This is a genomic window from Providencia sp. PROV209, from assembly GCF_028479485.1.
Taxonomy (GTDB): Bacteria; Pseudomonadota; Gammaproteobacteria; order Enterobacterales; family Enterobacteriaceae; genus Providencia; species Providencia alcalifaciens.
The window spans coordinates 53,063-77,244 of the sequence record NZ_JAMPNR010000014.1 but is presented as its reverse complement, the minus strand read 5'-3'; the positions used below and the strand labels follow the sequence as shown (position 1 = coordinate 77,244).

The following is a 24,182-nucleotide window of genomic DNA, read 5'->3' as shown; positions in this document are numbered from 1 at the left end:
TCACATAAGGAATTCATAATGAATACGGCAACGACCCAAAAACCACACGGACCTTTGGCGGGGATCAAAGTGATTGATTTAAGCCGTGTGCTAGCAGGACCTTATTGCACCGGAATGATGGCAGATTTGGGTGCTGAAGTGATCAAAATTGAAGTCCCTGATCACGGTGATGATAGCCGTCATTTGGGACCTTTTATTGATGGTGAAAGTGTTTATTACGGATTGATCAATCGCGGGAAGCGCAGTATTGAGTTAGATCTTAAAGCGGATGCGGATCGTCAGATTTTATTCCAATTGATCACAGAAAGTGACGTGGTGGTGGAAAACTTCCGTCCTGGTGTGACCAAGCGTCTTGGGATCGATTTCGACAGTGTTAAACAGCTAAATCCTAATATTATCTACGCCAGCATTTCAGGGTTTGGACAAAACAGTCCTCTCGCAAGTTACCCAGCCTATGACATTGTGGCACAAGCAATGTCTGGATTGATGAGTGTGACAGGCTTCCCCGAATCGGGACCGACACGTAGCGGTGAATCCATTGGTGATGTGTGCGCAGGCGTATTTGCCTCATGGGCGATTAGCAGCGCGCTGTTTGCTCGCGAACGTCACGGTGAAGGCGCTCAATATATTGATGTGGCGATGGTGGATGTCTTACTCAGCATGCAGCTTACCGGACTGTCGAATTTATTTGCGAATGGTAAAGCCCCAAGTTTGGTGGGTAATCGCCATCCAGTTTCAACACCATTTGATACTTACCAAGCGAAAGACGGTTTAGTGGTGATAGCGATCGCGAGCGAAAAACTCTTCCAACGCTTATGTGAATGTATGGAGAAGCCGGAATTACCCCAAGATTCGCGTTATTTAAATGACCCTGTTCGTACTATTAACCAAGCCGCATTGCGCCAAGAAATTGAAGATTGGACAGGAACAAAAAGCGTCGAGGAAGTGTGCGATTTACTGCTCAATGCGGGAGTACCTGCTTCACCAATCCACAATTTACAGCAAGCCACACAAAGTGAGCATGCTCAAGTACGCCAAGTATTAACCCATTTAAACGATGGCGGTACTCCACTGATTTCTCAGCCAGTTTTCTTTAATGGCGTGAAACCGAAAGTGACCCAAAGAGCCCCAGCTCTCGGGGAAGGCAATGAACGTTATAAGCCAACAACAATGATGAAAAGTGCGGAGACGATGCAATGAGTTTTGAGATTAACGAAACGGAATACGCGATTGTAGATGCTGTGGAAAAAGTGTGCCGCGATATCCTGCAAGCGAACGCTCAACGCTATGATGAAGAAGAGATTTTCTGTGCGGAAAGCTTAACTGCATTGGGTGAAATGGGTTGTTGGGGGATTAACTTACCCGAGCAATACGGTGGTTTTGGTATCGGTAGCATTGCGATGAGCATGATCGTTGAAGCGGTGGCGGCAGCGTGTGCTTCAACATCATCAGCACTCACCGCACATTTTTTAGCCACAGACTCAATCTTGATTGGTGGCACTGAAGCGCAAAAAAATGATTGGTTACCGAAAGCAGCGAGTGGGGAATTGCTGGGTGCATTTGGATTGACAGAACCCGCTGCGGGTTCAAACCCCGCCGACATGCGCACAACCGCCACCCGTGAGAATGGTGGTTGGCGAATTCGTGGTAATAAACACTATATTACCAATGCTAAAGAAGCTGATTTCATTGTGCTGTATGCCAAAACAGATGTTGAGGCGGGTGCCCGCGGCATTAGTGCATTTATGATCCCGAAAGGCACTGAAGGTGTGGCGTTTTCTCACCCAGAAAAAACCATGGGCCTGCGTGGTAGCACTATTTATGAGTTAGCACTCAACTGTTGGTTACCTGAATCGGCTTTATTGGGGGAGGAAGGCAAAGGATTTCACACGGCAATGGAAGTCTTGGATAAAGGGCGAGTGGAAGTGGCAGCCACCTCTCTGGGAATTGCTCGCGCAGCGATGGAGAGCACATTAGGTTGGGTGAAAGAGCGCCAAATAGGTAAGAAGCCATTGGCCGCCTACCAAGGAACACAGTGGAAGCTTGCTGATATGCACACACAATTAGAAGCTGCTCGTATGTTGACGTGGAATGCGGCTGAACTGCGTGATTCTGGGCAACGTTTTAGTTTGCAATCAGCAACGGCAAAATTGTTTGCTGCGGAATGTGCGGGTTTTGTTACCGATGCGGCCTTACAGCTACATGGTGGGTATGGTTATATTCGTGATCTACCCCTAGAGCGCTATGTACGAGATGCCCGTATTTTGCGTATCTTTGAAGGGACCTCAGAAATTCAAAAAATCATTATTTCTCGCGCCGTTCTCGACGCTTAATTTTGATAGGTTCGACCCGATAGGTAAGACAGGACTTATCGGGGTTTCTAAGTAATAACAGGAGCACTACCCTGACAACAGGATCATGGACTTAAAAACACAACAACAATCAGGTTTAAGAATGTATTTCAATTATTAATGACGGGTAGATATAACAATAAAATACCCGCATCGCGTCAAATGCCTGTGCCTAACCGCATAGAGAATCCATTGCTGACGGCTAATTGGTCCATTCTTTAAGCCAGCCTTGCTTAAAGAGGAGTTACCATGACAGTTTCCAACGATATCATCGGGCAAAAGCAGTCTCGCCAAGATAACGTTCCACTTATCGAAGCACGTTCCATTGACTATATTCCTGAATCTGAGCGACATGGCACCTTATCGAGCCAGTTTACATTATGGTTTGGTGCGAACTTACAAATCACGGCAATCGTCACCGGGGCGTTAGCGGTCGTGTTGGGTGGGGATGTATTTTGGTCGTTGATCGGTTTGTTTATCGGACAATTACTGGGAGGCGCGGTAATGGCGCTCCACGCAGTGCAGGGGCCGAAGCTAGGTTTACCGCAAATGATCTCCAGCCGCGTTCAGTTCGGGGTTTATGGTGCGGTGATCCCTATTTTATTGGTCTGTATGATGTACGTTGGGTTCTCTGCTAGCGGTACGGTATTAGCAGGGCAAGCCGTTGGGCAATTACTGAACGTTAGCGACTGGATGGGGATCGTGATTTTTGGGATAGTGATCATTGGTATCACTATCTGTGGTTACCGCATTATTCATATTTTAGGTAAAGTGGCGAGTGTCGTTGGTATTATCGCATTCTTCTACCTGTTCTTCCGTTTGTTCTATATGAATGACGTCTCTGTATTATTGGCAAACCGTCACTTTGATTGGACAAATTTCCTGCTAGCAATGTCATTGTCAGCGTCTTGGCAAATTGCTTTCGGTCCTTACGTTGCGGATTATTCCCGCTATTTGCCGACTAAAACTCCCACCATTAAAGCTTTCTTAGCGGTAGGTTCGGGTACAGTAATTGGAACCCAAGCCTCTATGATCCTTGGAGTATTTGCCGCCGCGCTGGCAGGCAATCAATTTGCAGGTCACGAAGTGTCCTACATTGTTGGACTGGGGAGTACCGGTTTAATTGCAGCGCTACTGTATATCAGTATTTTCTTCGGTAAAGTCACTATCACTGCGCTGAACGCTTACGGTAGTTTTATGTCGATGGCGGCGATTTGGTGTGGTTTCCGTGGTAAGCAGCAAATTTCCCGCGGTCAGCGACTGTTCTTTATTATTCTTATGGTGAGTTTCTCGACGATACTTGGGCTTGCGGGACAGCACTCATTCTTAAAATTATTCTCTGCTTTCTTACTGTTTTTATTGGCATTTTTTACACCATGGAGTGCCATCAACCTAGTGGACTACTACTGGGTAACCAAAGGTCGTTATGACGTACCGCAATTATCTAATCCGAATGGCCGCTATGGTCGCTGGAATAAGGTGGGGATCATCACTTATGTGGTAGGTGTGTTGATCCAGATGCCATTTATTGCGACAGGATTCTATACCGGACCGTTGGTGGAAAGCTTAGGCGGCGTGGATATTTCATGGATTGTCGGCTTAGTGGCAACCAGCATTATCTACTATGCAGCTGTTAAAATTTGGCCAATGTCAGTGGCGCCAAGTTTGATATTACCTGAAACCAAATAAGATTTATTTCTTATATAACATCTTAATTTTCCAAATATAAAAATAGTCAGTGATGGCGTCCTAGCAGTGAAAAAATTCACTGCTATGGGCTCCTTCATCCTAAAAAAATTAAATATTCAACAGATGCAACAAAGTGCGTGATAGGAGTGGTTATGAAAATTTTAGTCGCGGTGAAACGAGTGATTGACCATAACGTCAAGGTGCGTGTTAAAGCGGATGGCTCAGGAGTTGAGCTGGCGAATGTAAAAATGGCAATGAACCCATTTGATGAAATCGCGGTAGAAGAAGCAGTACGCTTAAAAGAAGCGGGTAAAGCTACTGAAGTTGTCGCGGTATCTATTGGCGAAGCCAGTGCACAGGACACCTTACGTAGTGCAATGGCGATTGGTGCCGACCGAGCTATTTTGATTCAACGGTCCGCAGAACTGGTATTAGAGCCATTGGATATCGCCCGTCTTTTACAGCAGGTTGTTAACCAAGAACAGCCGGATTTAATTTTGCTGGGTAAACAAGCTATCGATGACGATTGCAACCAAACCGGTCAAATGCTTTCAGCCTTATTAGGCTACGCCCAAGCTACGTTTGCTTCACAGGTAGTGGTTGAAGGTGCAAGGCTGCAAGTTACCCGTGAAATTGATGGTGGTTTGGAAACATTATCCATGGGGTTACCCGCGATTGTGACAACGGATTTACGCTTAAATGAACCTCGCTATGCCACATTACCTAACATCATGAAAGCAAAGAAAAAACAATTAGATATTATTGATGTGGCGACATTGAACTTCAGCCCATTAGGGCAAGTGAAAACCTTAAGTATTACTGAACCAAAAAAACGTTCTGGGCAGTGCACTATGTTGAATGATGCCATTGCATTAGTCACTGAACTGCAAGCTAAAGAAGTGATTTAATAGGGAGCCTGAATATGAGCCAATTATCCGTTTTAGTCGTTGTTGAGCACGATAACCAAACCATTAAATCCTCAACATATAACAGCATAACGGCTGCGCGCGAAATCATTGCACAAGGAGGGGGTTTGCATGTCCTCGTGGCTGGAAGCCAAATAGCTTCTATTGCTCAATCTGCGGCGACGCTGAGTGGCGTAGAAAAAGTTATCACAGTGGATGCCGAGCCATTAAAGCATGCCCTTGCGGAACCAATGACTAACGCAGTCGCTGCGGTCGCACAAGGGTATAGCCACATCATTTTCCCTGCGACCACATTTGGTAAAAATATTGCACCACGAGTGGCTGCAACGTTAGGTGTTTCTCAGATTTCAGATATTACTCAGGTTGTGGATGCTCAAACGTTTGTTCGCCCGATTTATGCCGGAAACGCATTGGCAACGGTACAAAACAATGGTCATCAAGTTGTGATCACCGTAAGAAGTTCTGCTTTTTCTGGTGCCGTCGATACCCAATCCCCCGCAGTGATAGAACCCGTAGTGGTCACAGAATTAAATCAACTCTCAGAACTGACTAGCCAGTCATTAACGCAGATGAGCCGCGCAGAATTGAGCTCTGCCAAAGTGGTGATCTCTGGGGGGCGTGGTTTAAGTTCGGGGGAAAATTTTGCCTTATTGGAAACCATCGCCGATAAATTAGGTGCTGCGGTAGGTGCATCGCGCGCCGCAGTGGATGCGGGGTATGTACCGAATGATTACCAAGTGGGGCAAACGGGCAAAATTGTTGCGCCTGATCTCTACATTGCGGTTGGGATCTCCGGTGCCATTCAACATATTGCGGGCATGAAAGAGAGCAAAGTGATCGTCGCGATTAACCGCGATCCAGAAGCCCCCATTTTCCAAGTGGCAGACTACGGTATCGTCGGTGATCTGTTTGAGATCTTACCTGCATTTGATAAAGCGCTGGCATAAGGAAGGACACCATGACTACCGACAATAGTGCCAATATCACGGCGTCTTCGACGCGAGAATCAATGGAATTTGATGTCCTGATTGTCGGTGGAGGACCCGCAGGATTATCGGCGGCAATTCGTCTTAAGCAACTCGCAAGCGAAACAGGTAAAGACCTTAGTGTCTGCTTAATCGATAAAGGCTCAGAGGTCGGCGCGCATATTTTATCGGGCGCGGTCATCGACCCGCGAGGTCTTAACGAGCTATTACCTGACTGGCAACAAACGGTTTCTGCATCACTCACGCCCGTTGGTGAGGACCGCTTCTTATGGCTCAAGGAGCATAAAGCTAGCAAGCTGCCATTAGCTTTGTTACCTGCCTGCCTGAAAAATCATGGCAACGTGATTGGTAGCCTTGGGCAAGTCAGTGCTGCACTTGCGGCAGAGGCTGAGCAGCTTGGCGTCGATATTTTTCCTGGATTTGCTGCTACAGATGTCCTTTTTGATGATGCAGGACAGGTGATGGGCGTGACCACAGGGGATATGGGGTTAGACAAGCAGGGTAACCCCACTGCTATGTATCAAGCGGGAATGAACTTACTGGCAAAAATGACCTTCTTTGCAGAAGGGTGTCGAGGGCAGCTAGGTAAGCAGTTAATTGCTCATTTCGACTTAGCGGTAAATCGTGGTAAGCAGACTTATGGATTAGGTTTAAAAGAAATTTGGCAGATCCCTAAAGAGCAGCATCAAGCGGGATTAGTGGTGCACTCAGTAGGGTGGCCTCTCGATAATCAAACCTACGGAGGTGGATTTGCGTATCACTACGGGGAAAATTTGGTTGCGGTGGGGCTGGTGGTCGGGCTGAATTATGAAAATCCGTATTTGTCCCCGTTTGAGGAGTTCCAGCGTTTAAAGACCCATCCTGCATTTAGTGAGTTTCTACAAGGTGGTGAGCGAATCAGTTATGGTGCACGTACCATGGTTGCTGGGGGCTTACCTGCTCTGCCTGAATTAAGTTTCCCCGGTGGTGCATTGATAGGGGATGATGCGGGATTCTTGAATGCGGCACGGATTAAAGGCAGTCACTGCGCAGTGAAAAGTGGCATGCTAGCCGCTGAAGCACTATTTGAAGCATTTGCCGACGATCAGGTCGATTACACGCAATTTACCCGCCAGTTTCAACAAAAGTTCGAACAAAGCTGGTTATATGATGAGTTATACCAAACGCGTAATTTCAAGCCTTACATGAAAAAAGGGCTGGTGCTCGGATCATTGCTATTTGGGGCTGAGCAATGGTTATTAAAAGGGCGCACCCCATGGTCGTTAAAGCTTAAAATGGATGACCATCAAGGGCTTAAACCTGCAAGCCAATTTGAGCCAATATCTTATCCGAAGCCGGATGGTAAATTAACGTTTGATAAGCCGTCATCGGTATTTTTATCGAATACTCACCATGCGGAAGAGCAACCTTGCCATCTACGCTTGAAAGATATTGAAATACCTATTCGTGTCAATTTATCCATTTACGCTTCACCGGAAACTCGGTATTGCCCTGCGGGGGTCTATGAAGTTGTGAATATACAGCAGCAGGAAAAACTGCAAATAAATGCGCAAAATTGCCTGCATTGCAAAGCCTGTGACATTAAAGACCCTCTGCAAAATATTACGTGGACAGCACCGCAAGGGGGAGAAGGACCGATTTATCAAGGTATGTAGTTTTGTTGTGATGTTGATGTGTTGATACCACTGTAATTTCTGTGATGTGGAAATTATCGAGGTATATTATTGTGTTATCAGTCGTTTTGGGGCAGAAGTGCCCCATTTTTTATGGCAGAAAAGTTAGTTTTCAATGCGAGAATGTAATTTCAATTTATAGCGAGAACCTGCGCTGATCATATTGACGTAACTGATCAATATGTTGCCTGTCCATGTCCGGCGGCTGAGTTGTAAACAAGGGGCATTTTCTTTGATGGATAGGGCTTGAGCAAGCGTTTTACTTGCTAGGATAGCCTCAATCGTGTGCTCCATTTCACTGACAGGAAAGTGGCGTTGCAAATAGCCGCTAGGAGTTTCAGTATGACCAAACTGCTGCTGAACAAATTCAGGAACAAGTTCATGATTAACAAAGCGTTCTTCCAACATTAGTGGAATATCATTTTCAAAATGCAGCATTTTACAGTAACCAATGTTACTGCCTTCCGTGACACCGAGTTGCAAGGCTATATCTGCTGTCGCAGGAATGACCTTTAATTGTAATTGGTGACCTGCATATTTATTTCCACTAACCGAAATCTCATCAAAAATATCAAACGCTTTGGTTACAGGAAGTTCATGTTTTTGGGTAGCGACAAACGTACCTTTCCCTGCAATACGATTCAAGATACCTTTCTGACTCAGCTCAGAAATCGCTTTATTCACCGTCATACGGCTAACATTAAATTGGGCGCATAGCTCAAGCTCTGTGGGGATTTGAGTTTCGGGTTTAAAAATCCCTAAATCAATACTCCGCAAAATGTAAGATTGAATTTGCTTGTAGGCCGGTTTTGATGTCATCACATTTATTCAAATTTGTCGTTAACGGTAGGTATAAAATAATCTATTTTTTTGGACTCATGGCATTCAAAATAACGCATAGGCGCCAGTCTAACAGTAATTATTTCCTTTACTAGAGTTGGGTCTCATTTTAAGAGTAAAACAGGTATTTACCCACTTTTTGCTGTTTTGGCTTTTAACCTGTAATTATCCGAATTGTTTTATTATAAGACAACTTTGACTAGGGCAATATACCTTTATTTATTATCATAATATTAAATTAACTATAACAAATAGGCATCATTAATGGGTGTTCAATATTTTCAGGTTAAGCTAATCCAGTGCGACTATAAACATGTTTCACCAATGGGCATGGTAAGGCTAATTACATCGGATAAAGTGTTTTTCTTCAATGCTGAGGATTTTGAAAATAGCCAAATATTTTTGGAACGATTACAAAAAGATGACACATTGATTATCTCTGCTGAACAACTGAATGACGGTAGTTATTGGCTAAATTGGGTTTATCATCCTGAGTATGGACGCTTGGAACCAGACAGAAATCTTAAGTTTGACAAAGGATTAGTGAAACAATACCTGCTGTCTTTAGGGCTTACAGCTCTCTTTATACCTGCCTATTTTTGTCTGTTTACTGATGAAGATAGTGTGTGGTTAATTGTTATTGCATCATTACTCGCGATGGCTGCCTTCACGGGGGCTGTTTTGTTGTATATGTGTATTTCACAGACCTTCACCATTTTTAGTCGAAAACGAAAAACAATTTTGCGCGCCCTAGATTTGGTGATTGATGGTAAGTTTCAGGTATTGTCTGGCGAAAATCTGATCCAGATTGAGGGAATTAAAAATCCAAAATCTAAACCACTTAAAATAAACCCAACTTTGGATAAATTGCCCCCTGAACCATCTTTGAGCGTGACAAAGGGCAACGTTAACCTCAAAAACATCAATATTATTGAATACTATTATCGTGGCAATACGACTATTCGCCATGAAGTCGAGTTGCAGGTGAATAAAAGCCATTTGAATTTAAAATTAGATGGCGCGAAACCTTTCTTTAATAATCATAGTTTTTTTCTGGCTCAGGGTGATGAGGTTGAGGTTTATCACTCTAAATTAGCGGAAAACCAGCCTGATAATGTGGTGTTTGGGGTGTTCAACTATCAAGATAATTTAGCCTATACCTTATCTGCTCGAAACATGGCGCAGGAGCGAGGATTGTATTTAGGATTATGGTGGATTACCGGCATTATTTTGGCATTGTTGCTGGCAGTGTTTGGGGCTATTTCCATTATGGAGATTCAAGACCGAGGTGGTCACTGGGACTCATGGGATTGGCTATATCTACTGGATAATGATTTGATATTTATCGGATTTGCTAGCTCAATAACACTCGGCATCTGCTTTTTAATCGCTTTGGGGATGGCGGCATATTATCAGTTTTCTAAACGCGGTCGTGCCTACTATCAAACTCAAGCCATTTTGAGCACATTACGTCGCCAACAAGGTAAAGATGGTTACGTTATGGAGGTACGCTAATGAATCCATTTCTGAGTTGGCGATTTCTGGTGACGGGCGCCATTTTTTTTGTGTGCTTAGGGGGGACGCTATTTTTGGTATTCCGTGGGGATGATAGCCCCTGGAGATGGAAAGATAATTACCAAGAGAGCAGTGCCTATATTGCGGATTATGATTATGCCAAAACCTATCCGGCGAAAAATGGCACGCTGATAATTACTCAGAAAAATCGTCGCTCGTCATATTATTACAATCGTCTCGATGCGTATGCGTCTGGCAGAGAAGACCGTTATCAGGTGTTATTTGCTAATCAAGAAGGTGTGCGTTTCATCACCCAAGATGACAACAGCTTTTATAATGTGGTGTGTGATGATACTCAGTGTCTATTAATGGTGCGGGGTGGGTATCGCACCGTGAATTTATCTGACTATTCAGTGGGACCATTAACCCCTTGGAAAGAGGGTGATGGAGAATATGTTTATTCGGCAATCACTGGGAATATTTACCAAAGTAGTCCGGGTGAGCCTTACGTGCTGATAGATAGTCAAAATATTTTTACCAGTGCAGACAACGGGTTAACATGGCAATATTTGATGAATCCTCGCGAGTTAGTGAAACGCTTTTATCCTGAAGAGATCGCTGACAACTCCACGTTTTCATATGCTGTGCATCATGGCAATGTAGTGATGTGGTATAGCTACGGTAACGAAATGGGCTCCCTTGAAGTGGTGGTCAATATTGCCCAAAAAACGGTGGTGAGCCATCGGTGGCTACCGATTCGTATCAACGAAGCCGCCCAAAATCTGAAAGGGGACATTTACCTGATTGCGCAGGAGCCTTCGCGCAGATTATTTTCTCTGTATCAGTATCAAAATGGTGATTTTAGGTTGATCAGGGAGGCGGGTTATAACCATTTGCAAGATATGAAAGTTGCCAATGATGGTTTGCTTGTGGCGGAATATGCCAGAGGTGCTCTGCAATATTTAACGCTCGACTTTGCTAGCGGTCAGTTACATCGTCGTTCTGACTTAGAATGGTATAACAAATTATTTATTCCTGAGCTGCAAGGATTTATTGAGCTATCAACCGATTATAGTGATGAATCCGCGTTGGCTGCGGGAACACAACTTCGTTATCGTACAGCGTATTAATTTAAGGCGATGGAATAGGGGCATTGTGCCCCTATTGATGATAGGCAGGCTATGGTCGTTTTTTGGGAAGTAAAATCACTGCGGTGGCGGCAATCACGGCGACGATAGAAAACGCAATAAAGTTCCAACTGGTGGCAATTCCTAAGCTCGCGATATACGCGCCGAACATCGGACCGGTCATGGCACCAATGCGTGAAAAACTTAATGCCCATCCAGTGGCGGATGCGCGCGCTTTTGATGGATAGTAATTGGCAATGTAACCCGTCAAAATCAACGCTGCGGAAATACTACCAACCCCTGCAAATGCCACAAGTAGGTAGTTAATATAAATATTTTGTTTGAAAACCATGCAGCCAATTCCGATTGCCCCTAATAGGAAGAAAAAGGCAACAGACCCTCGAACGCCACGCTTATCGGCGATTTTTCCTAAGAATAACCCGCCTAATGCTGACGCTAAGCTAAATACGACTAAAAAGGTTAAGCTGGAGCCTAAGTTATAACCTTCCTTACGCATGATGGAAGGTAGCCATGTATTTAAGCCATATACCAGCAACATGCCGCAGAACAACGCTACCCAAAAACAGGCTGTTGCGCGCAAATGAGTCCACGCAAAAACCACGGAGACTATCTCTTTTAAGCGTTGAGGCTGCTGTTTTTGTTGTGCGGGCGGTGCTTGATATTCAACATCTAATGTTTGTGCTAGTGATTGTGCTTCAGCATGACGACCTTTATGGGTGAGGAATTCTAAGGATTCAGGTAATAGGCGAGCCATGGGCCAAACGAGCAAGAGTGGTAAAGCGCCAAAGCCAATAACACTGCGCCAACCAAATTGTTCCAGTAGCCACATTGCGACCAGTGCTGCGCAGAGGATCCCAAGCGAGTAGCCAGAATACATAATGCCGTAGTTAAATGAGCGTTTTTCAGCGGGAGAATATTCGATGGTCAATGCTGCGGCGACAGGGATCACCCCTCCTAAGCCAATACCACCAATAAAGCGCATAAGCCCAAATATCCAAGGCGTAGGTGCAAGAGCCGCAGCGAGCATTGTCAGTGAAAACAAGGTAACACAGGCCAAAAGCATGCGACGACGACCATAGAGTTCACTCAGTGTTCCGATAATAAATGCTCCAAAAAACATACCGACTAAGGCGTAGCTACTGAGAGCACCAAGCTCTAACGGGGTAAGATTCCATTGTTTGTATTCTGCGAGCGTCGGTAGAACGGCGCCCATCACGCCGACATCATAACCTTCAAATAAAATACTCATCCAGCAGATCAATAACACTTTTGAGGTGGTTTTAGTGGAGCCAAAAGATTTAATGGCGACGGTCTCTGTTGTCATGCTTCACTCTCTTATTGGGTGCTTAATTTTGTCGAATGCAGAGTTGCAGGTGTTGTTATTATTTAAATTGCCACCCATACACTCATCTTTTCTGCAAAAAATGACAATTGAAAGTGTTAATAAAAGGTTAAATTAATGCAGTAAATGGATAGGGTTTGCAGTAAACATGAAATACGGGCAGAAACGGGGAATTAAACAGTGAAATGAAGCTCTAATATTACATTGCAGTTATGTTATCGATTAATAAAAGGTGTGGTATGAATTTAAAAGCAGTATGTCTCGTTGGGTTTGCGATTGCGGCATTACCGATGTTGTCGTCAGGAAAATCGACCTCAGCATTAAAATCCCCAGAAAAAAACGTGCTGTGCGATAAGTATGTCTGCTTTAGCGCCAAAGATGGGGTATCTACGGAGCTGACTAAGAAGTATTTAGGTGATAAACGCGCGAAAGTAATTGAGCAAGGTGGCGATTTTGATAAAACGGCCATGACGTTTGCCAATGGGATTTTCTGCGATATTAATGAGCAGAAGTGCCATATCGACCGTTACTTTGACGCGGATGGAAAGCGCAGTGCGGTATCGAAAGAGTATACTCACAAGCTATTTGAAAAATAATGTTTAGAGTGAAATTATTAAATTGATATCATTAAGTAAAGCCTTTGTATAAGGCTTTACTTAATTCAAATATATTCTCAGTGAAATGACTTTTTAACGTTAATAAATTAATTTTAAAATCACTATTTATTATTTAATTATAAAACAAAATCAAATTATTAACGTTTATTTAATAGTTGTTTATCTAAATAATATTGTGACCATAATCATAGTGTGAGGGGTTATTTAACACATTTTGTGATGAAGATACAAATAACAGACAATTGCTATTAAATTCATCTGAAAATTGTTATATACCATACTCAAGGTTGTACTAATTCCTTACTGATGGGAGTCCTAGTATGTTTCTTTTAAGTGAGTTACTCATGTCGAGGCGCTTCTTCTATCTGAAGAAATGGTTCAATATTGATATTTCTTTAGCTTATTTTTTTCCGCACAAATAACCTTTCTTTTTTCTCTCCCCCAAGATCTATTCGCTTATTTTTATAAGTTCGAATTTCTGTTTTTATTATTTAATGAAAAATTAAAGGTATTATCATGGCTAAAAGAATCGTAGAACCGTTCCGTATTAAAATGGTAGAAAACATCCGTATTCCATCCAGAGAAGAGCGTGAAGCAGCATTAAAAGAGGCGGGTTATAACCCATTCTTGTTACCAAGTAGTGCGGTGTATATTGACCTGTTGACTGACTCGGGTACTAACGCCATGAGTGACCGTCAATGGGCAGCGATGATCACCGGTGATGAAGCGTATGCAGGATCTCGTAACTATTATGATTTAAAAGATAAAGTTAAAGAAATGTTTGACTATGACTACGTGATCCCTGCTCACCAAGGTCGTGGTGCTGAAAATATGTTATTCCCTGTTTTACTGAAAGTAAAACAAGAACAGGGCGGTGCGAAAAAACCGGTATTTATTTCTAACTTCCACTTTGATACAACAGCGGCTCACGTTGAATTAAATGGTTGTAAAGCTATTAATATTGTTACCGAAAAAGCCTATGATTCTGAAACTTATGATGATTGGAAAGGTAATTTCGATATTCAAAAATTAAAAGATAATATTGCAAAACACGGTGCCGAAAACGTGGTTGCCATTGTTTCAACCATCACCTGTAACAGTGCGGGTGGTCAGCCAGTTTCAATGGATAACCTGAAAGAAGTTTATGAAATCGCGAAACAGCATAATATCTTTGTTGTGATGGACTCTGCGCGTTTCTGCGAAAACGCGTATTTCATTAAAGAACGTGATCCGAAATATAAAAATGCCACAATTAAAGAAATTATCCTAGATATGTACAAATATGCTGATGCGCTCACTATGTCAGCGAAAAAAGACCCACTGTTAAATATCGGTGGTCTGGTGTGCATTAAAAATGATGAAAAAATCTTTACGCTGGCAAGACAACGCTGTGTACCAATGGAAGGCTTCGTGACCTACGGTGGTTTAGCGGGTCGTGATATGGCCGCGATGGTACAAGGTTTAGAAGAAGGTGCAGGGGAAGATTATTTGCATTATCGTATTGGTCAGGTGAAATACCTCGGTGACCGTTTACGTGAAGGCGGTATTCCAATTCAGTACCCTACCGGTGGTCATGCAGTGTTTGTTGACTGTAAAAAATTGGTTCCACATATCCCTGGAGACCAATTCCCAGCACAAGCGGTAATTAACGCACTGTATTTAGAGTCTGGTGTTCGTGCGGTTGAAATTGGTTCATTCCTATTAGGTCGTGACCCAGAAACAGGTAAGCAAAAACACGCCGATATGGAGTTCATGCGCTTAACTATCGCACGACGTGTTTATACCAACGATCATATGGATTACATTGCAGATGCTCTGATTGGCTTAAAAGATAAATTCGCAACCTTGAAAGGTTTAGATTTTGAATATGAGCCGCCAGTATTAAGACACTTTACTGCAAGATTGAAACCTATCAAATAATAAATAGTAGTTCTGCGGGTTCCCGTGCAATGCGGGAACCTTATCCCTTATTTTTAAGGTGAACAACATGAACAATTCGGCAGCCAAGAAAGAACCCTCCATAATGGTAGGGGGTTTTGTGCTAGGCGGAGCTATGATAGGGGCAGGTATGTTTAGCTTGCCAACTATTATGGCAGGAGCTTGGTTTATTAACTCGATTGTAATATTACTGATTGTTTGTTTTTTTATGTTTCATTCAGGGATCTATATTTTAGAATGCATATCCAAATACGGAGCAGGCACCAATTATTTTTATATATCTAAAGAATTATTACCAAAATGGGCATGTTATATTGCTAACGCAGCACTCATATTTGTTTTATATATATTGATATATGCTTATATTTCCGCAGCAGGATCTGTTATTAAAGAGGCTGCTGCAATATATGGGTTTGAGATTAATTTAAGATTAATATTTGTTGTTTTCACTATACTATTAGGCGCAAGTATTTGGTGGAGTGGAATTGCAGCAAGTCGATTAACTTCATTATTCTTATTTATCAAAATTATTTTATTTATTCTCGCTTTTTCAGGGTTATTTTTAATTGTAAAAACTGATTTACTATTAAAATCGTCTGTAGGGGATAGTCAGCTATCATTACTGCCATTTGTCTTTATTATTATTCCTTACGCTATCACCTCTTTTGGCTACCACGGTAATGTATGTAGCTTATATAAGCTGTATCATGAAAATGAGCGCAAAGTGGTTAAGAGTTGTGTGATTGGTTGTGTGCTTGCCTTAATACTCTATTTCCTTTGGATATTAGGCACCATGGGGAACTTACCGCGAACAGAGTTTCTGACCATTATTAATAAAGGGGGGAACCTTGATGCATTTATTGAGTCACTGTATGCGGTGCTAAGTAGTCCACATATTGCGACTTTCTTATTATGGTTCTCGATTAGTGCGGTATTTTGTTCATTCTTAGGGGTTGCTATTGGTTTATTCGACTACATTCTTGCGTCATTAAGCTTTAAGGATAACTCCTCCGGTAGAATGAAAGCGGCACTATTATGCTTTATACCACCTCTAGTTTTATGCATGTTATTCCCAAATGGTTTCTTAATTGCTATCGCTTATGCGGGAATGGCTGCGTGTATCTGGGCGATTATTTGTCCAGCCGTTATGGCATTAAAAGTGAGAGAGCGTTTCCCTAATGCGAAATTCAAAGTATGGGGAGGCAAAGGGCTAATTTATGCCGTTATAGCCTTTGGTGTTGTGGGTATTATTTGTCAGTTGTTAGCGCAGTTTAATGTATTACCGATATACCGTTAATTTTTCAAATTAAGATGTCATCATCACTATCAAAGGTACAGCGAGGGTTTGCTGTACCTTTTTTATGACTTAGCGAAATTAATAACGATTCAATACCGACTGGCTGCCATCTTTTTTAAAGCTAACGACCGAATATGGTTGTGTAAAGCCACTTGGCTGTTCCATGCCTAAGCTGCCCGCTGGCATGCCACCTACCGCAATGCCTGCAACATCATCAGGAAGGGTACTTAGTTTGGCTAAGCTATCGAGCGGCACATGCCCAACGACCAATTTGCCATTAATTTTAGCGGTATGGCAGCTACGTAAAGAGAGGGGAAGGTTAGCTTCTTGATTTATTTTATCTATTTCTTGATAGGAGACATCGTGGATTTTTACATCGTAACCTGCAGCTTTGACAGCTTCGCCCCAAAGATGACAGCAGCCACAGCTCTCTTCTTTGTATAGATCGACAACTTGAGTTGCGGCAACAGAAGAGAAAGATGCCGCCAGTAGCGCGGTGAGTAACAATTTTTTCATATCAGTATCACTCCAAAAATAAAGCATTGTTATTTAAATAAAATAAGGGTGCGAACTAAAAAGCAGGTTTTTATTTTTCTTATTTGAGTCCTTGATCGAACCTCAGCACCATAAAGCTTCCTGTAGGGGGAAGCTCAAGTGATAAAACAGATTTTTGCGTATATTTACAGAACCTGATGATGAATGTGGCATACAGAAAACGAGGATGACTATGCGAGTTCAATCACAAACTGGAAGATAAGGTAATTGTACAAAAGTAGAACTACGATGGATAAAAAACAAACATTATGTCTCTAAAATCAAGTAGTAACCCAATTTTCAATCGGATAATTTTGTGTTTTTTGTAATGTCTAAAAGTCGGAAAGCAATTGAAAATAATTAAATTTTTCTCTTTTACCGCCGATAAATTAAACAAAGATCATTTTATTTTATCAAAAGAGAAATTCCATGCAGAAACTTCGAAATTATTCAATACGTGCTGTGATGCTCGTGCTACTTGGCATTTTATGCCTAAACCTAGGCGGAATAAGTCTGTATAGCGGCTGGTCCTTATCTCGTATTTCCGATGGTATTCAGGTTGACCGACAATTGGTTAAGCAGATGACGGTTCTGAGCCAAGGTAATGACCAGTATTTTCGTTTTGTGACTCGTCTAACTCGTGTGATGGAAACGAAAAATGAAGGGAAAGAAGGGGACTATACACTGGTTAAAGAGGCGCTAGTGAATATGGAGCGTTATCTTGAAGAGATGAAATCAATTTCACCAGGACCGATGGATAAAGCGATTTCAGACCAAGTCATTAACAGCTGGCAAGCACTCCTAGATGATGGGGTTAAACCCCAGCTTGCTGTCTCAATGGGGGATGATAAAGCGGCGTATCTGGCTCATGCCCATAATGTCACACCTGCACTAAGCCGTACATTTGGTGCCGCTATTACGCAATTTAACCAAACGGCGGATGTGATGATTGAGCACACACGAGAAGCCGTTGATGAGCATATGGACATGACGCGGATCGTGATCATTATCGCCACGATTTTTGGCGTGTTGATTTTGATCTTTACTGACCGCTATCTGCTGCACATGATGCAGCGCCCACTGGAAATGATCCGTCAATATTTCGATAAAATTGCGAAAGGTGATTTAAGCCAACCAATAGCGCCATTTGGTCGTAACTGTGTCGGTAAACTTTTCCCGCTATTAGAAGAGATGCAAAACAGCTTACGTGAAGCGGTGTTGACCATTCGTAATGGCAGTGAAAGCATTTATCGCGGCGCGACAGAGATCTCTAATGGCAATAGCGACCTTTCCTCTCGTACCGAAGAGCAAGCGGCAGCGTTGGAGGAGACCGCAGCGAGTATGGAGCAAATTACCGCAGCAGTGCAATTGAATGTGGAAAATACTCACCAAGCAAACCAGCTAGCCGCAGAAGCGTTTGTAGTCGCAAATCAAGGGGATGCAATTGTTGAATCCGTCGTGAGCACAATGGATGAGATTTCTCAGAGCGCCAAGAAAATTTCTGACATTATCAGCATGATGAATGACATTAGCTTCCAGACAAATATTTTGGCATTGAATGCCTCTATTGAGGCAGCGAGAGCGGGTGTGCATGGACGAGGGTTTATGGTGGTTGCCGCTGAAGTGCGTAAGCTGGCAAGTCACAGTGCTGATGCTGCAATGGAAATTGAAAAGCTCATTGCTGAATCGACTTCGTGTGTGGAAAAAGGAACGCATTTGGTTCATGAAATGGGTTCAACGATGAGTAATATTCTGCAAGGGATCAATGACGTGACTGCGATTATGAAGCAGATTACCATCGCATCTGAAGAGCAGAGTAAGGGGATAGAACAAGTGGGTGTCGCGATTACTCAAATGGATAGCGTGACACAACAAAATGCGTCTTTGGTGGAACAAGTGGCAACCGCTGCAAGTTCGTTAGAGCATCAAACCGAAGAGTTACAAGAATCGGTGAGCAAGTTCCAGCTAACCAGCGATGGAAGTGCATTCACCGACGCCAAGGTTGTTGCCGCCTAATAGCGGCAAACTATCAAGCAACGGTAATCCATTTAGCCCAGTACAAACACAGGTTTGTACTGGTTTTTTTTATTGATAGCTCATGGTTATATTCTTGAGCCAATTTTCTGCCTTTTCTGCGGCTAAGTGTTGTGTGGGCGCTGTTGTAATCACGTAACCAAGCCGGCTATAGCTATCTTTTAGTGTATTGACATGTACAGGAGTAGGAACAAAATTAAACAGTAATGGTAGATCTAAGTGAGAGTTTGCATGGAAATCAAGGATAGTTCCTTGTTTTTCGGAGGTTAAAAATCGAATAGACGCATACTGTTTGTTGAGCGTTAATGTGGGCGCATAGGTCATACCTTTTACATGTAACGCAAGATAGCATTCAATTAAATCAAACCCTGTTGATTGATAGCAAAGAGTATCAATCATCCCGCCGGCAACTCTTGGATTAATTTCAATAAGCTTTATTTCACCATGGTTAAGTTTAAATTCAACATGTGCGACCGTGTGGGATAACCCTACCTGAGTGAGCCACTCAATGATAGTTTTCGTGACGTCATCGATATCAAGGGATTCATCTGGAAAATCATGACCGATTTCTACGGCATATTGCCCAGACGTCGTGTATTTTTTTGTGATACCCAGTATTTTCCACTCATCGCATTGCCTATCCCAATAAGCTTCGGCGCTGTATTCATCCCCTTCAATAAATTCTTCGACAAGATATTGTGGGGAGAGCAGATATCCGCGTTGGTTAATTCTAAACTCGGTCAATGCATGGACAGCAGCACGAGCTTCTTTCTCAGAGTAACACACAGTAACTTGGCTACTCCCACTGTCATCACAGGGTTTTATGACAACAGGGTATGGCATATTGTTAAAATCAAATTTGTCATGGATATTGCAAACTTTGTAATGACAATTGGCATTCTGTTGGTGCAAATGTTGTCTGGTTAGGTGCTTGTAGCGACACATAGTTAGGGCAATTAAATTCGGAGAGGGTAAACCGAGGGCGTGAGATACCGCGGCAGCGTTGACGAGCCGATAGTCATCAAAAGCCACGATACCTTGCGGATTATACTCGAGAGCATGACTGAGTATCGCTGCAATGGAATCGGTATTAAGCTCTATAATTTCATTAACATAGAGTGTTGGGTTGTCAGCTAATTGCGCATAATAATTGGGTTCTTTGGTTAATAAAACGGTGTGATAACCGTGTTCTTTAGCCAGCTTAATGGCTCTGACACCTGTACCAGAGATATTACATTCGAGAAATAGGATGGTTTTCATCTGAGCGCCTTAAAGAGATAGAGTATTCAGCAGCGAATAAAGAAATAAGAAGTAAAAACAAGGTAATAGGGATATAGATGTGTATCTGGACATCGTTCGCAATAATGCCAATATAGGCACCAAGGGATTCAGCCAATCCCCAAAAAAAGAGGCAAATAGACAATGAGAGTTTCTTGCGGGTAAATGGGCACTTCTCTATTGCAAGGCTATTGTTGTAAGGGCTCCAAATCAACTCGCTAAAGGTAAATAGGATGATTAATAAATAGAGCGAGACTAATGCATTGAAGTTTAAAAATAACAGCAAGATAGCAATCAAAATAAGGCTACATTTGTAGATGATAGCCTGGTGTGATTTTTTCTGTTTATCAATGAATTGAGTTACTTTGATTTGCAGAAGAATGATCATAGATGCATTCAAAGCGAACAAATAAGCAACACTGATATAGTTTCGAGCACCTTGGTAATGTAGCTCAAATAAGTAAGCTAAATTGCGAAAGACTAATCCCAACATAAAGAAGGGAATTGAGCTATAACAGAGGAAAAGTCCCCATGCTAAAAAGCGGGTGGTGGCTTCCGTTGGCTGATCTTGCATTGGCGAGGTATGCTTTTTATCCGTTAAGGTTAATGAGTACAGCGCAGCGACACACATAATGGCTGAAGGAAGAAAAATAACGCTCGAATATGAACCATGATAAAACCATTCCCCTGCTGCACCGCCTACAGCTGACGAAATATTAACAATGACATTCAATATTGAAAAATTCTTGACTCTTTGTGAATGATGACTATTTTCTGCAATAAATAAACTTGTACCCACATTGGCAATAGAAAAGCCGGCACCAATAAAGGCTGAGGATAACAGAAGGATATAAAAGCTTGAGGTGAAATAGATAGAAATAATAAATGATGAAGAAATCAAATAACTGAAGAAAAGTGTTTTCTTATAATTAATGAAATCAATAATAAAATGAGTGAAAAGAGAGAATGAACGGCTAATAAAAAGAAATGTAAGAATGATAATAGCAACATCACTCTCTTCGAGATTTTTTTCATTAATCAGGTATAAAGAAAAAAAAGGTAGAAAACTGTAAAAAGAGATGCCCGATAAAAATCGAGTCGTCATGATTTTATTTATCATATTAAATATTTTTTATTTTTTTAAATAGAGGGTCAAGTTGATTGATCATGGCTTCCGTAATATTACTGCTGGTAACAAAACGCACAATATCGCTTGTCCAAGCGATAGCCAGTATCCCCGCGTTTTTTAATGCTTGGACAACACGCTCGGCATCTGGCGTTTTTATCATGACAATATTGGTTTCAACAGGGTAAGCGAGTTGAAAATACGTTGAAGCAATGGAGGCAAGCTGTGCTGCATTTTGGTGATCTGTGCGTAGCTGGGATTCATAATGCTCTAATTTATTTAACGCAATGGCAGCAAGTAACCCTGATTGATGCAGCGCTCCGCCATACCATTTTCGATACCGTTTAGCGTTTTCTATATGGTGCTTACTGCCCACTAATACCGAGCCAAATGGCGCGCCAATGCCTTTAGAGAGACAGATATTAAGCAGGTCGATTTCTTTGACGTATTCTGCTGGGGAAAGTTTTAGAGAAATACAAGTATTGAGTACCCTTGCGCCATCTAAAAATAGAGACATGCCTTTCTCAAGACACAACTTTTTGAGCTTTTTTATTTCTAAGAGGGGGAATACCATTCCTCCGTAGGTGCTGATGCTACTTTCTATCGCAATCACTTGTGGGGTGGCATAAAGATTTGACCAACGAGCTTTACTGTTGATGGCTTGGATAACCTCATCTTCGGTCAAAATACCATTTTGCGTTTTAATATTATTAATGATTAATCCGCTCAGTGCGGAGGTTTGTGATGATTCGAAAAAACAGATGTGGTAGCCGACTTCGGTAATAACTTCATTACCGAGCGAGGATAAAACTTTTAAACCAATCTGATTACTCATGGTACCCGATGGCATAAAGAGCGCACTTTCTTTATTAAACAATTCAGAAATATAGGACTCTAATTTTTTGACGTAAATATCTTCATTGTAACAATCATCACTAATATAATTATAATTTATATTATTTAAATCTTCTTTATTTAGCCTCGTTAGCGTATCACTTCTTAAATCAATCATTGTCATTTAAATCCTTTTCAATTTTCATGGTTAATTTCGAATGGTGAGAAATAAAAGGATTTTGAATTTATAAAGCGAAATAAAAAATGGCAAGATATAAAAAATAGGATTCTATGAACTGTGATGATGCTCATAAATAAAATCCAAGATTAAAACAAGGTTGATTTATTTATTAAATCAATAATTTTTGTATTAAAAAGAGGCGTGATTATTGAAAGGTATAACAAGATGTGCAAATCGATGAAAACAAAAAAGCCCTTTCTAAAATCAGAAAGGGCTTCTAAAAACACTGCATTAACCGACTAGGATTAGTTCATGCCGTATTTTTTCAGTTTCTTACGCAGAGTTCCGCGGTTGATACCCATCATCAGGGCAGCACGGGTCTGATTTCCACGGGTATATTGCATAACCATGTCCAACAAAGGCTGTTCTACCTCAGCCAATACCAGCTCATATAAATCATTAACATCTTGATTATTTAATTGAGCAAAATAGTTCTTCAGTGCTTGCTTAACTGAGTCACGTAACGGTTTTTGAGTTACTTGATCTTGTGAATTTACAGTTGCAACGGTTAGTACGTCAGAATTTACGCGTTGTTCGAACATAGTTCTGTCAGCTCTTATCTTTTATTTACGCAAAAATTTTCAAAAAATGCTTCCAACACCTCCAGCTGTTCGCTGGCATCCTCAATGGCGTTGAAGGAGCGCCGAAACTGGTCATCAGGTGCATGCTCTTGTAAATACCAAGAAACATGTTTGCGCGCTATACGGGCTCCCTTGCCTTGACCATAAAAGTCGTGCAGTTCCCGTACATGCCCTAGCATAATGCTTTTCACTTCTGCCATTGGCATCGGTGGCAATATCTCACCTGTGTCCAGATAATGTTGGATTTCCCGAAAGATCCAAGGTCTTCCCTGAGCTGCTCTACCTACCATCAAGGCATCCGCCCCTGTGTAGTCTAAAACAGCCCTGGCTTTTAGCGGGTCAGTAATGTCGCCATTGGCAATAACCGGAATGGAAACAGTCTGCTTAACTGCCCGAATGTTGTCATACTCAGCTTCGCCGTTGAACAGACAGGCTCTGGTTCTGCCATGAATGGTCAAGGCTTGAATACCACAATCTTCGGCCAATTGGGCAATCTCTATGCAGTTACGCTCTTCAGGTGACCAGCCTGTGCGGATTTTTAGTGTGACTGGCACATCCACAGCGTTTACAACGGTTTCTAGGATTGATTTCACAATCTCCGGATAACGTAGCAAGGCTGAGCCTGCAAGCTTACGATTCACTTTCTTAGCTGGACAGCCCATATTGATATCAATGATTTGAGCGCCGCTCTCAACGTTAATTTGAGCTGCTGCGGCCATTTCATCGGGATCATTGCCAGCTATTTGAACAGAACGCACCCCGAGTTCATCGCGGTGAACCATCCTGAGTCTCGACTTATCTGTCTTCCAAACTTGTGGGTTGGAAGAAAGCATCTCCGATACTGTCATTCCAGCACCCATTGCATAACACAGAGACCTAAACGGCTTATCTGTGATGCCTGCCATGGGGGCAGCAATAAGACAGTTTCTCAACTGATATTGTCCGATTCGCATAACTAAATGGGGGCCATACTGTGACTGCAAGGGCGCGTATATTACGCATTTTTTACGAGATATGAAAGGACAAACTTTGAGCAAACGGTTATTTATCACTAACTTTTTTATCTTGCTTTTTAAGAAATAATAAAATTAGTGTTATTTAACAGGTTGTTAGGTGTTTTTTAACAACGAGCACTAAAAATAACGATTACAGAGAATATCCGAGACTCATCTCTCGAGCAGAACAGATTATCACCAGCTATTGAGCAATATTTGAGCTGTAAGATAATCCAT

The 24,182-nt window shown here is 42.1% G+C and carries 20 protein-coding genes; 12 read left to right on the top strand and 8 right to left on the bottom strand.

Annotated features, from left to right (window positions below):
* Positions 1-18: 18 nt before the first annotated feature.
* The 6 genes from PR795_RS11010 to PR795_RS10985 all read left to right on the top strand — a co-directional run bounded on the left by PR795_RS11010 (position 19) and on the right by PR795_RS10985 (position 7,607).
* Entirely contained in the window at positions 19-1,200 is a 1,182-nt protein-coding gene (locus tag PR795_RS11010) for a CaiB/BaiF CoA transferase family protein (protein ID WP_036959936.1), read from the top strand.
* Positions 1,197-2,333, top strand: coding sequence for an acyl-CoA dehydrogenase family protein (locus PR795_RS11005; RefSeq protein ID WP_036959938.1), 1,137 nt, complete (start codon positions 1,197-1,199; stop codon positions 2,331-2,333). Before PR795_RS11010 ends, PR795_RS11005 begins: the two co-directional genes overlap by 4 nt.
* 267 nt (positions 2,334-2,600) lie before the next feature.
* A complete protein-coding gene (locus PR795_RS11000; RefSeq protein WP_006659044.1) occupies positions 2,601-4,040 on the top strand; it encodes a purine-cytosine permease family protein in 1,440 nt (479 codons plus the stop codon).
* Between the two features lie 152 nt (positions 4,041-4,192).
* Complete coding sequence (locus PR795_RS10995; protein ID WP_036959939.1) at positions 4,193-4,948, top strand: electron transfer flavoprotein subunit beta/FixA family protein; 756 nt, start codon at positions 4,193-4,195, stop codon at positions 4,946-4,948.
* A 14-nt stretch (positions 4,949-4,962) separates the two neighbouring features.
* A complete protein-coding gene (locus tag PR795_RS10990; protein WP_181480260.1) occupies positions 4,963-5,913 on the top strand; it encodes an electron transfer flavoprotein subunit alpha/FixB family protein in 951 nt (316 codons plus the stop codon).
* An 11-nt stretch (positions 5,914-5,924) separates the two neighbouring features.
* Positions 5,925-7,607, top strand: coding sequence for an electron transfer flavoprotein-ubiquinone oxidoreductase (locus tag PR795_RS10985; RefSeq protein WP_006662885.1), 1,683 nt, complete (start codon positions 5,925-5,927; stop codon positions 7,605-7,607).
* A 123-nt stretch (positions 7,608-7,730) separates the two neighbouring features.
* Here the strand turns inward: PR795_RS10985 and PR795_RS10980 are convergent, their stop codons facing one another.
* Positions 7,731-8,444 carry a UTRA domain-containing protein gene (locus PR795_RS10980; protein ID WP_006659048.1) on the bottom strand — a complete coding sequence of 238 codons (714 nt, stop codon included), beginning with the start codon at positions 8,442-8,444 and terminating at the stop codon, positions 7,731-7,733.
* Between the two features lie 285 nt (positions 8,445-8,729).
* On the opposite strand from PR795_RS10980, the gene PR795_RS10975 reads away from it, so the two are divergent.
* Together PR795_RS10975 and PR795_RS10970 are read left to right on the top strand one after the other, a co-directional pair.
* A complete protein-coding gene (locus PR795_RS10975; RefSeq protein ID WP_036959941.1) occupies positions 8,730-9,980 on the top strand; it encodes a hypothetical protein in 1,251 nt (416 codons plus the stop codon).
* Positions 9,980-11,110, top strand: coding sequence for a hypothetical protein (locus tag PR795_RS10970; RefSeq protein ID WP_272516836.1), 1,131 nt, complete (start codon positions 9,980-9,982; stop codon positions 11,108-11,110). Before PR795_RS10975 ends, PR795_RS10970 begins: the two co-directional genes overlap by 1 nt.
* A gap of 49 nt (positions 11,111-11,159) precedes the next feature.
* Here the strand turns inward: PR795_RS10970 and PR795_RS10965 are convergent, their stop codons facing one another.
* Positions 11,160-12,452: an MFS transporter gene (locus tag PR795_RS10965; RefSeq protein ID WP_006659052.1), complete on the bottom strand. Its 1,293-nt coding sequence runs from the start codon at positions 12,450-12,452 to the stop codon at positions 11,160-11,162.
* A 257-nt stretch (positions 12,453-12,709) separates the two neighbouring features.
* On the opposite strand from PR795_RS10965, the gene PR795_RS10960 reads away from it, so the two are divergent.
* The 3 genes from PR795_RS10960 to PR795_RS10950 all read left to right on the top strand — a co-directional run bounded on the left by PR795_RS10960 (position 12,710) and on the right by PR795_RS10950 (position 16,322).
* A complete protein-coding gene (locus PR795_RS10960) occupies positions 12,710-13,066 on the top strand; it encodes a YcgJ family protein (protein ID WP_036968717.1) in 357 nt (118 codons plus the stop codon).
* 537 nt (positions 13,067-13,603) lie between these two features.
* Positions 13,604-15,007, top strand: a complete 1,404-nt coding sequence (locus tag PR795_RS10955; RefSeq protein ID WP_006659054.1) for a tryptophanase — start codon at positions 13,604-13,606, stop codon at positions 15,005-15,007.
* A gap of 67 nt (positions 15,008-15,074) precedes the next feature.
* Positions 15,075-16,322 (top strand): aromatic amino acid transporter, encoded by a 1,248-nt coding sequence (locus PR795_RS10950; RefSeq protein WP_272516839.1) that lies wholly within the window; start codon positions 15,075-15,077, stop codon positions 16,320-16,322.
* 78 nt (positions 16,323-16,400) lie between these two features.
* Here the strand turns inward: PR795_RS10950 and PR795_RS10945 are convergent, their stop codons facing one another.
* The gene (locus tag PR795_RS10945; RefSeq protein ID WP_006662889.1) at positions 16,401-16,838 is read right to left on the bottom strand and encodes a DUF411 domain-containing protein; all 438 of its coding nucleotides are present in this window, start codon (positions 16,836-16,838) and stop codon (positions 16,401-16,403) included.
* A 447-nt stretch (positions 16,839-17,285) separates the two neighbouring features.
* On the opposite strand from PR795_RS10945, the gene PR795_RS10940 reads away from it, so the two are divergent.
* A complete protein-coding gene (locus PR795_RS10940; protein ID WP_006662890.1) occupies positions 17,286-18,872 on the top strand; it encodes a methyl-accepting chemotaxis protein in 1,587 nt (528 codons plus the stop codon).
* Positions 18,873-18,941: 69 nt separating this feature from the next.
* On the opposite strand, the gene PR795_RS10935 is transcribed toward PR795_RS10940, so the two are convergent.
* The 5 genes from PR795_RS10935 to dusB all read right to left on the bottom strand — a co-directional run bounded on the left by PR795_RS10935 (position 18,942) and on the right by dusB (position 23,903).
* Entirely contained in the window at positions 18,942-20,150 is a 1,209-nt protein-coding gene (locus PR795_RS10935; protein WP_181480257.1) for an ATP-grasp domain-containing protein, read from the bottom strand.
* Positions 20,122-21,273 (bottom strand): MFS transporter, encoded by a 1,152-nt coding sequence (locus PR795_RS10930; RefSeq protein WP_071992069.1) that lies wholly within the window; start codon positions 21,271-21,273, stop codon positions 20,122-20,124. The genes PR795_RS10935 and PR795_RS10930 overlap by 29 nt, the downstream gene beginning before the upstream one ends.
* Positions 21,274-21,289: 16 nt before the next feature.
* Positions 21,290-22,312, bottom strand: a complete 1,023-nt coding sequence (locus PR795_RS10925) for a threonine aldolase family protein (protein WP_006662893.1) — start codon at positions 22,310-22,312, stop codon at positions 21,290-21,292.
* Between the two features lie 302 nt (positions 22,313-22,614).
* Entirely contained in the window at positions 22,615-22,911 is a 297-nt protein-coding gene (fis, locus tag PR795_RS10920; RefSeq protein WP_004258438.1) for a DNA-binding transcriptional regulator Fis, read from the bottom strand.
* Between the two features lie 14 nt (positions 22,912-22,925).
* Positions 22,926-23,903: a tRNA dihydrouridine synthase DusB gene (gene dusB / locus PR795_RS10915; RefSeq protein WP_006659064.1), complete on the bottom strand. Its 978-nt coding sequence runs from the start codon at positions 23,901-23,903 to the stop codon at positions 22,926-22,928.
* Positions 23,904-24,182 lie beyond the last annotated feature (279 nt).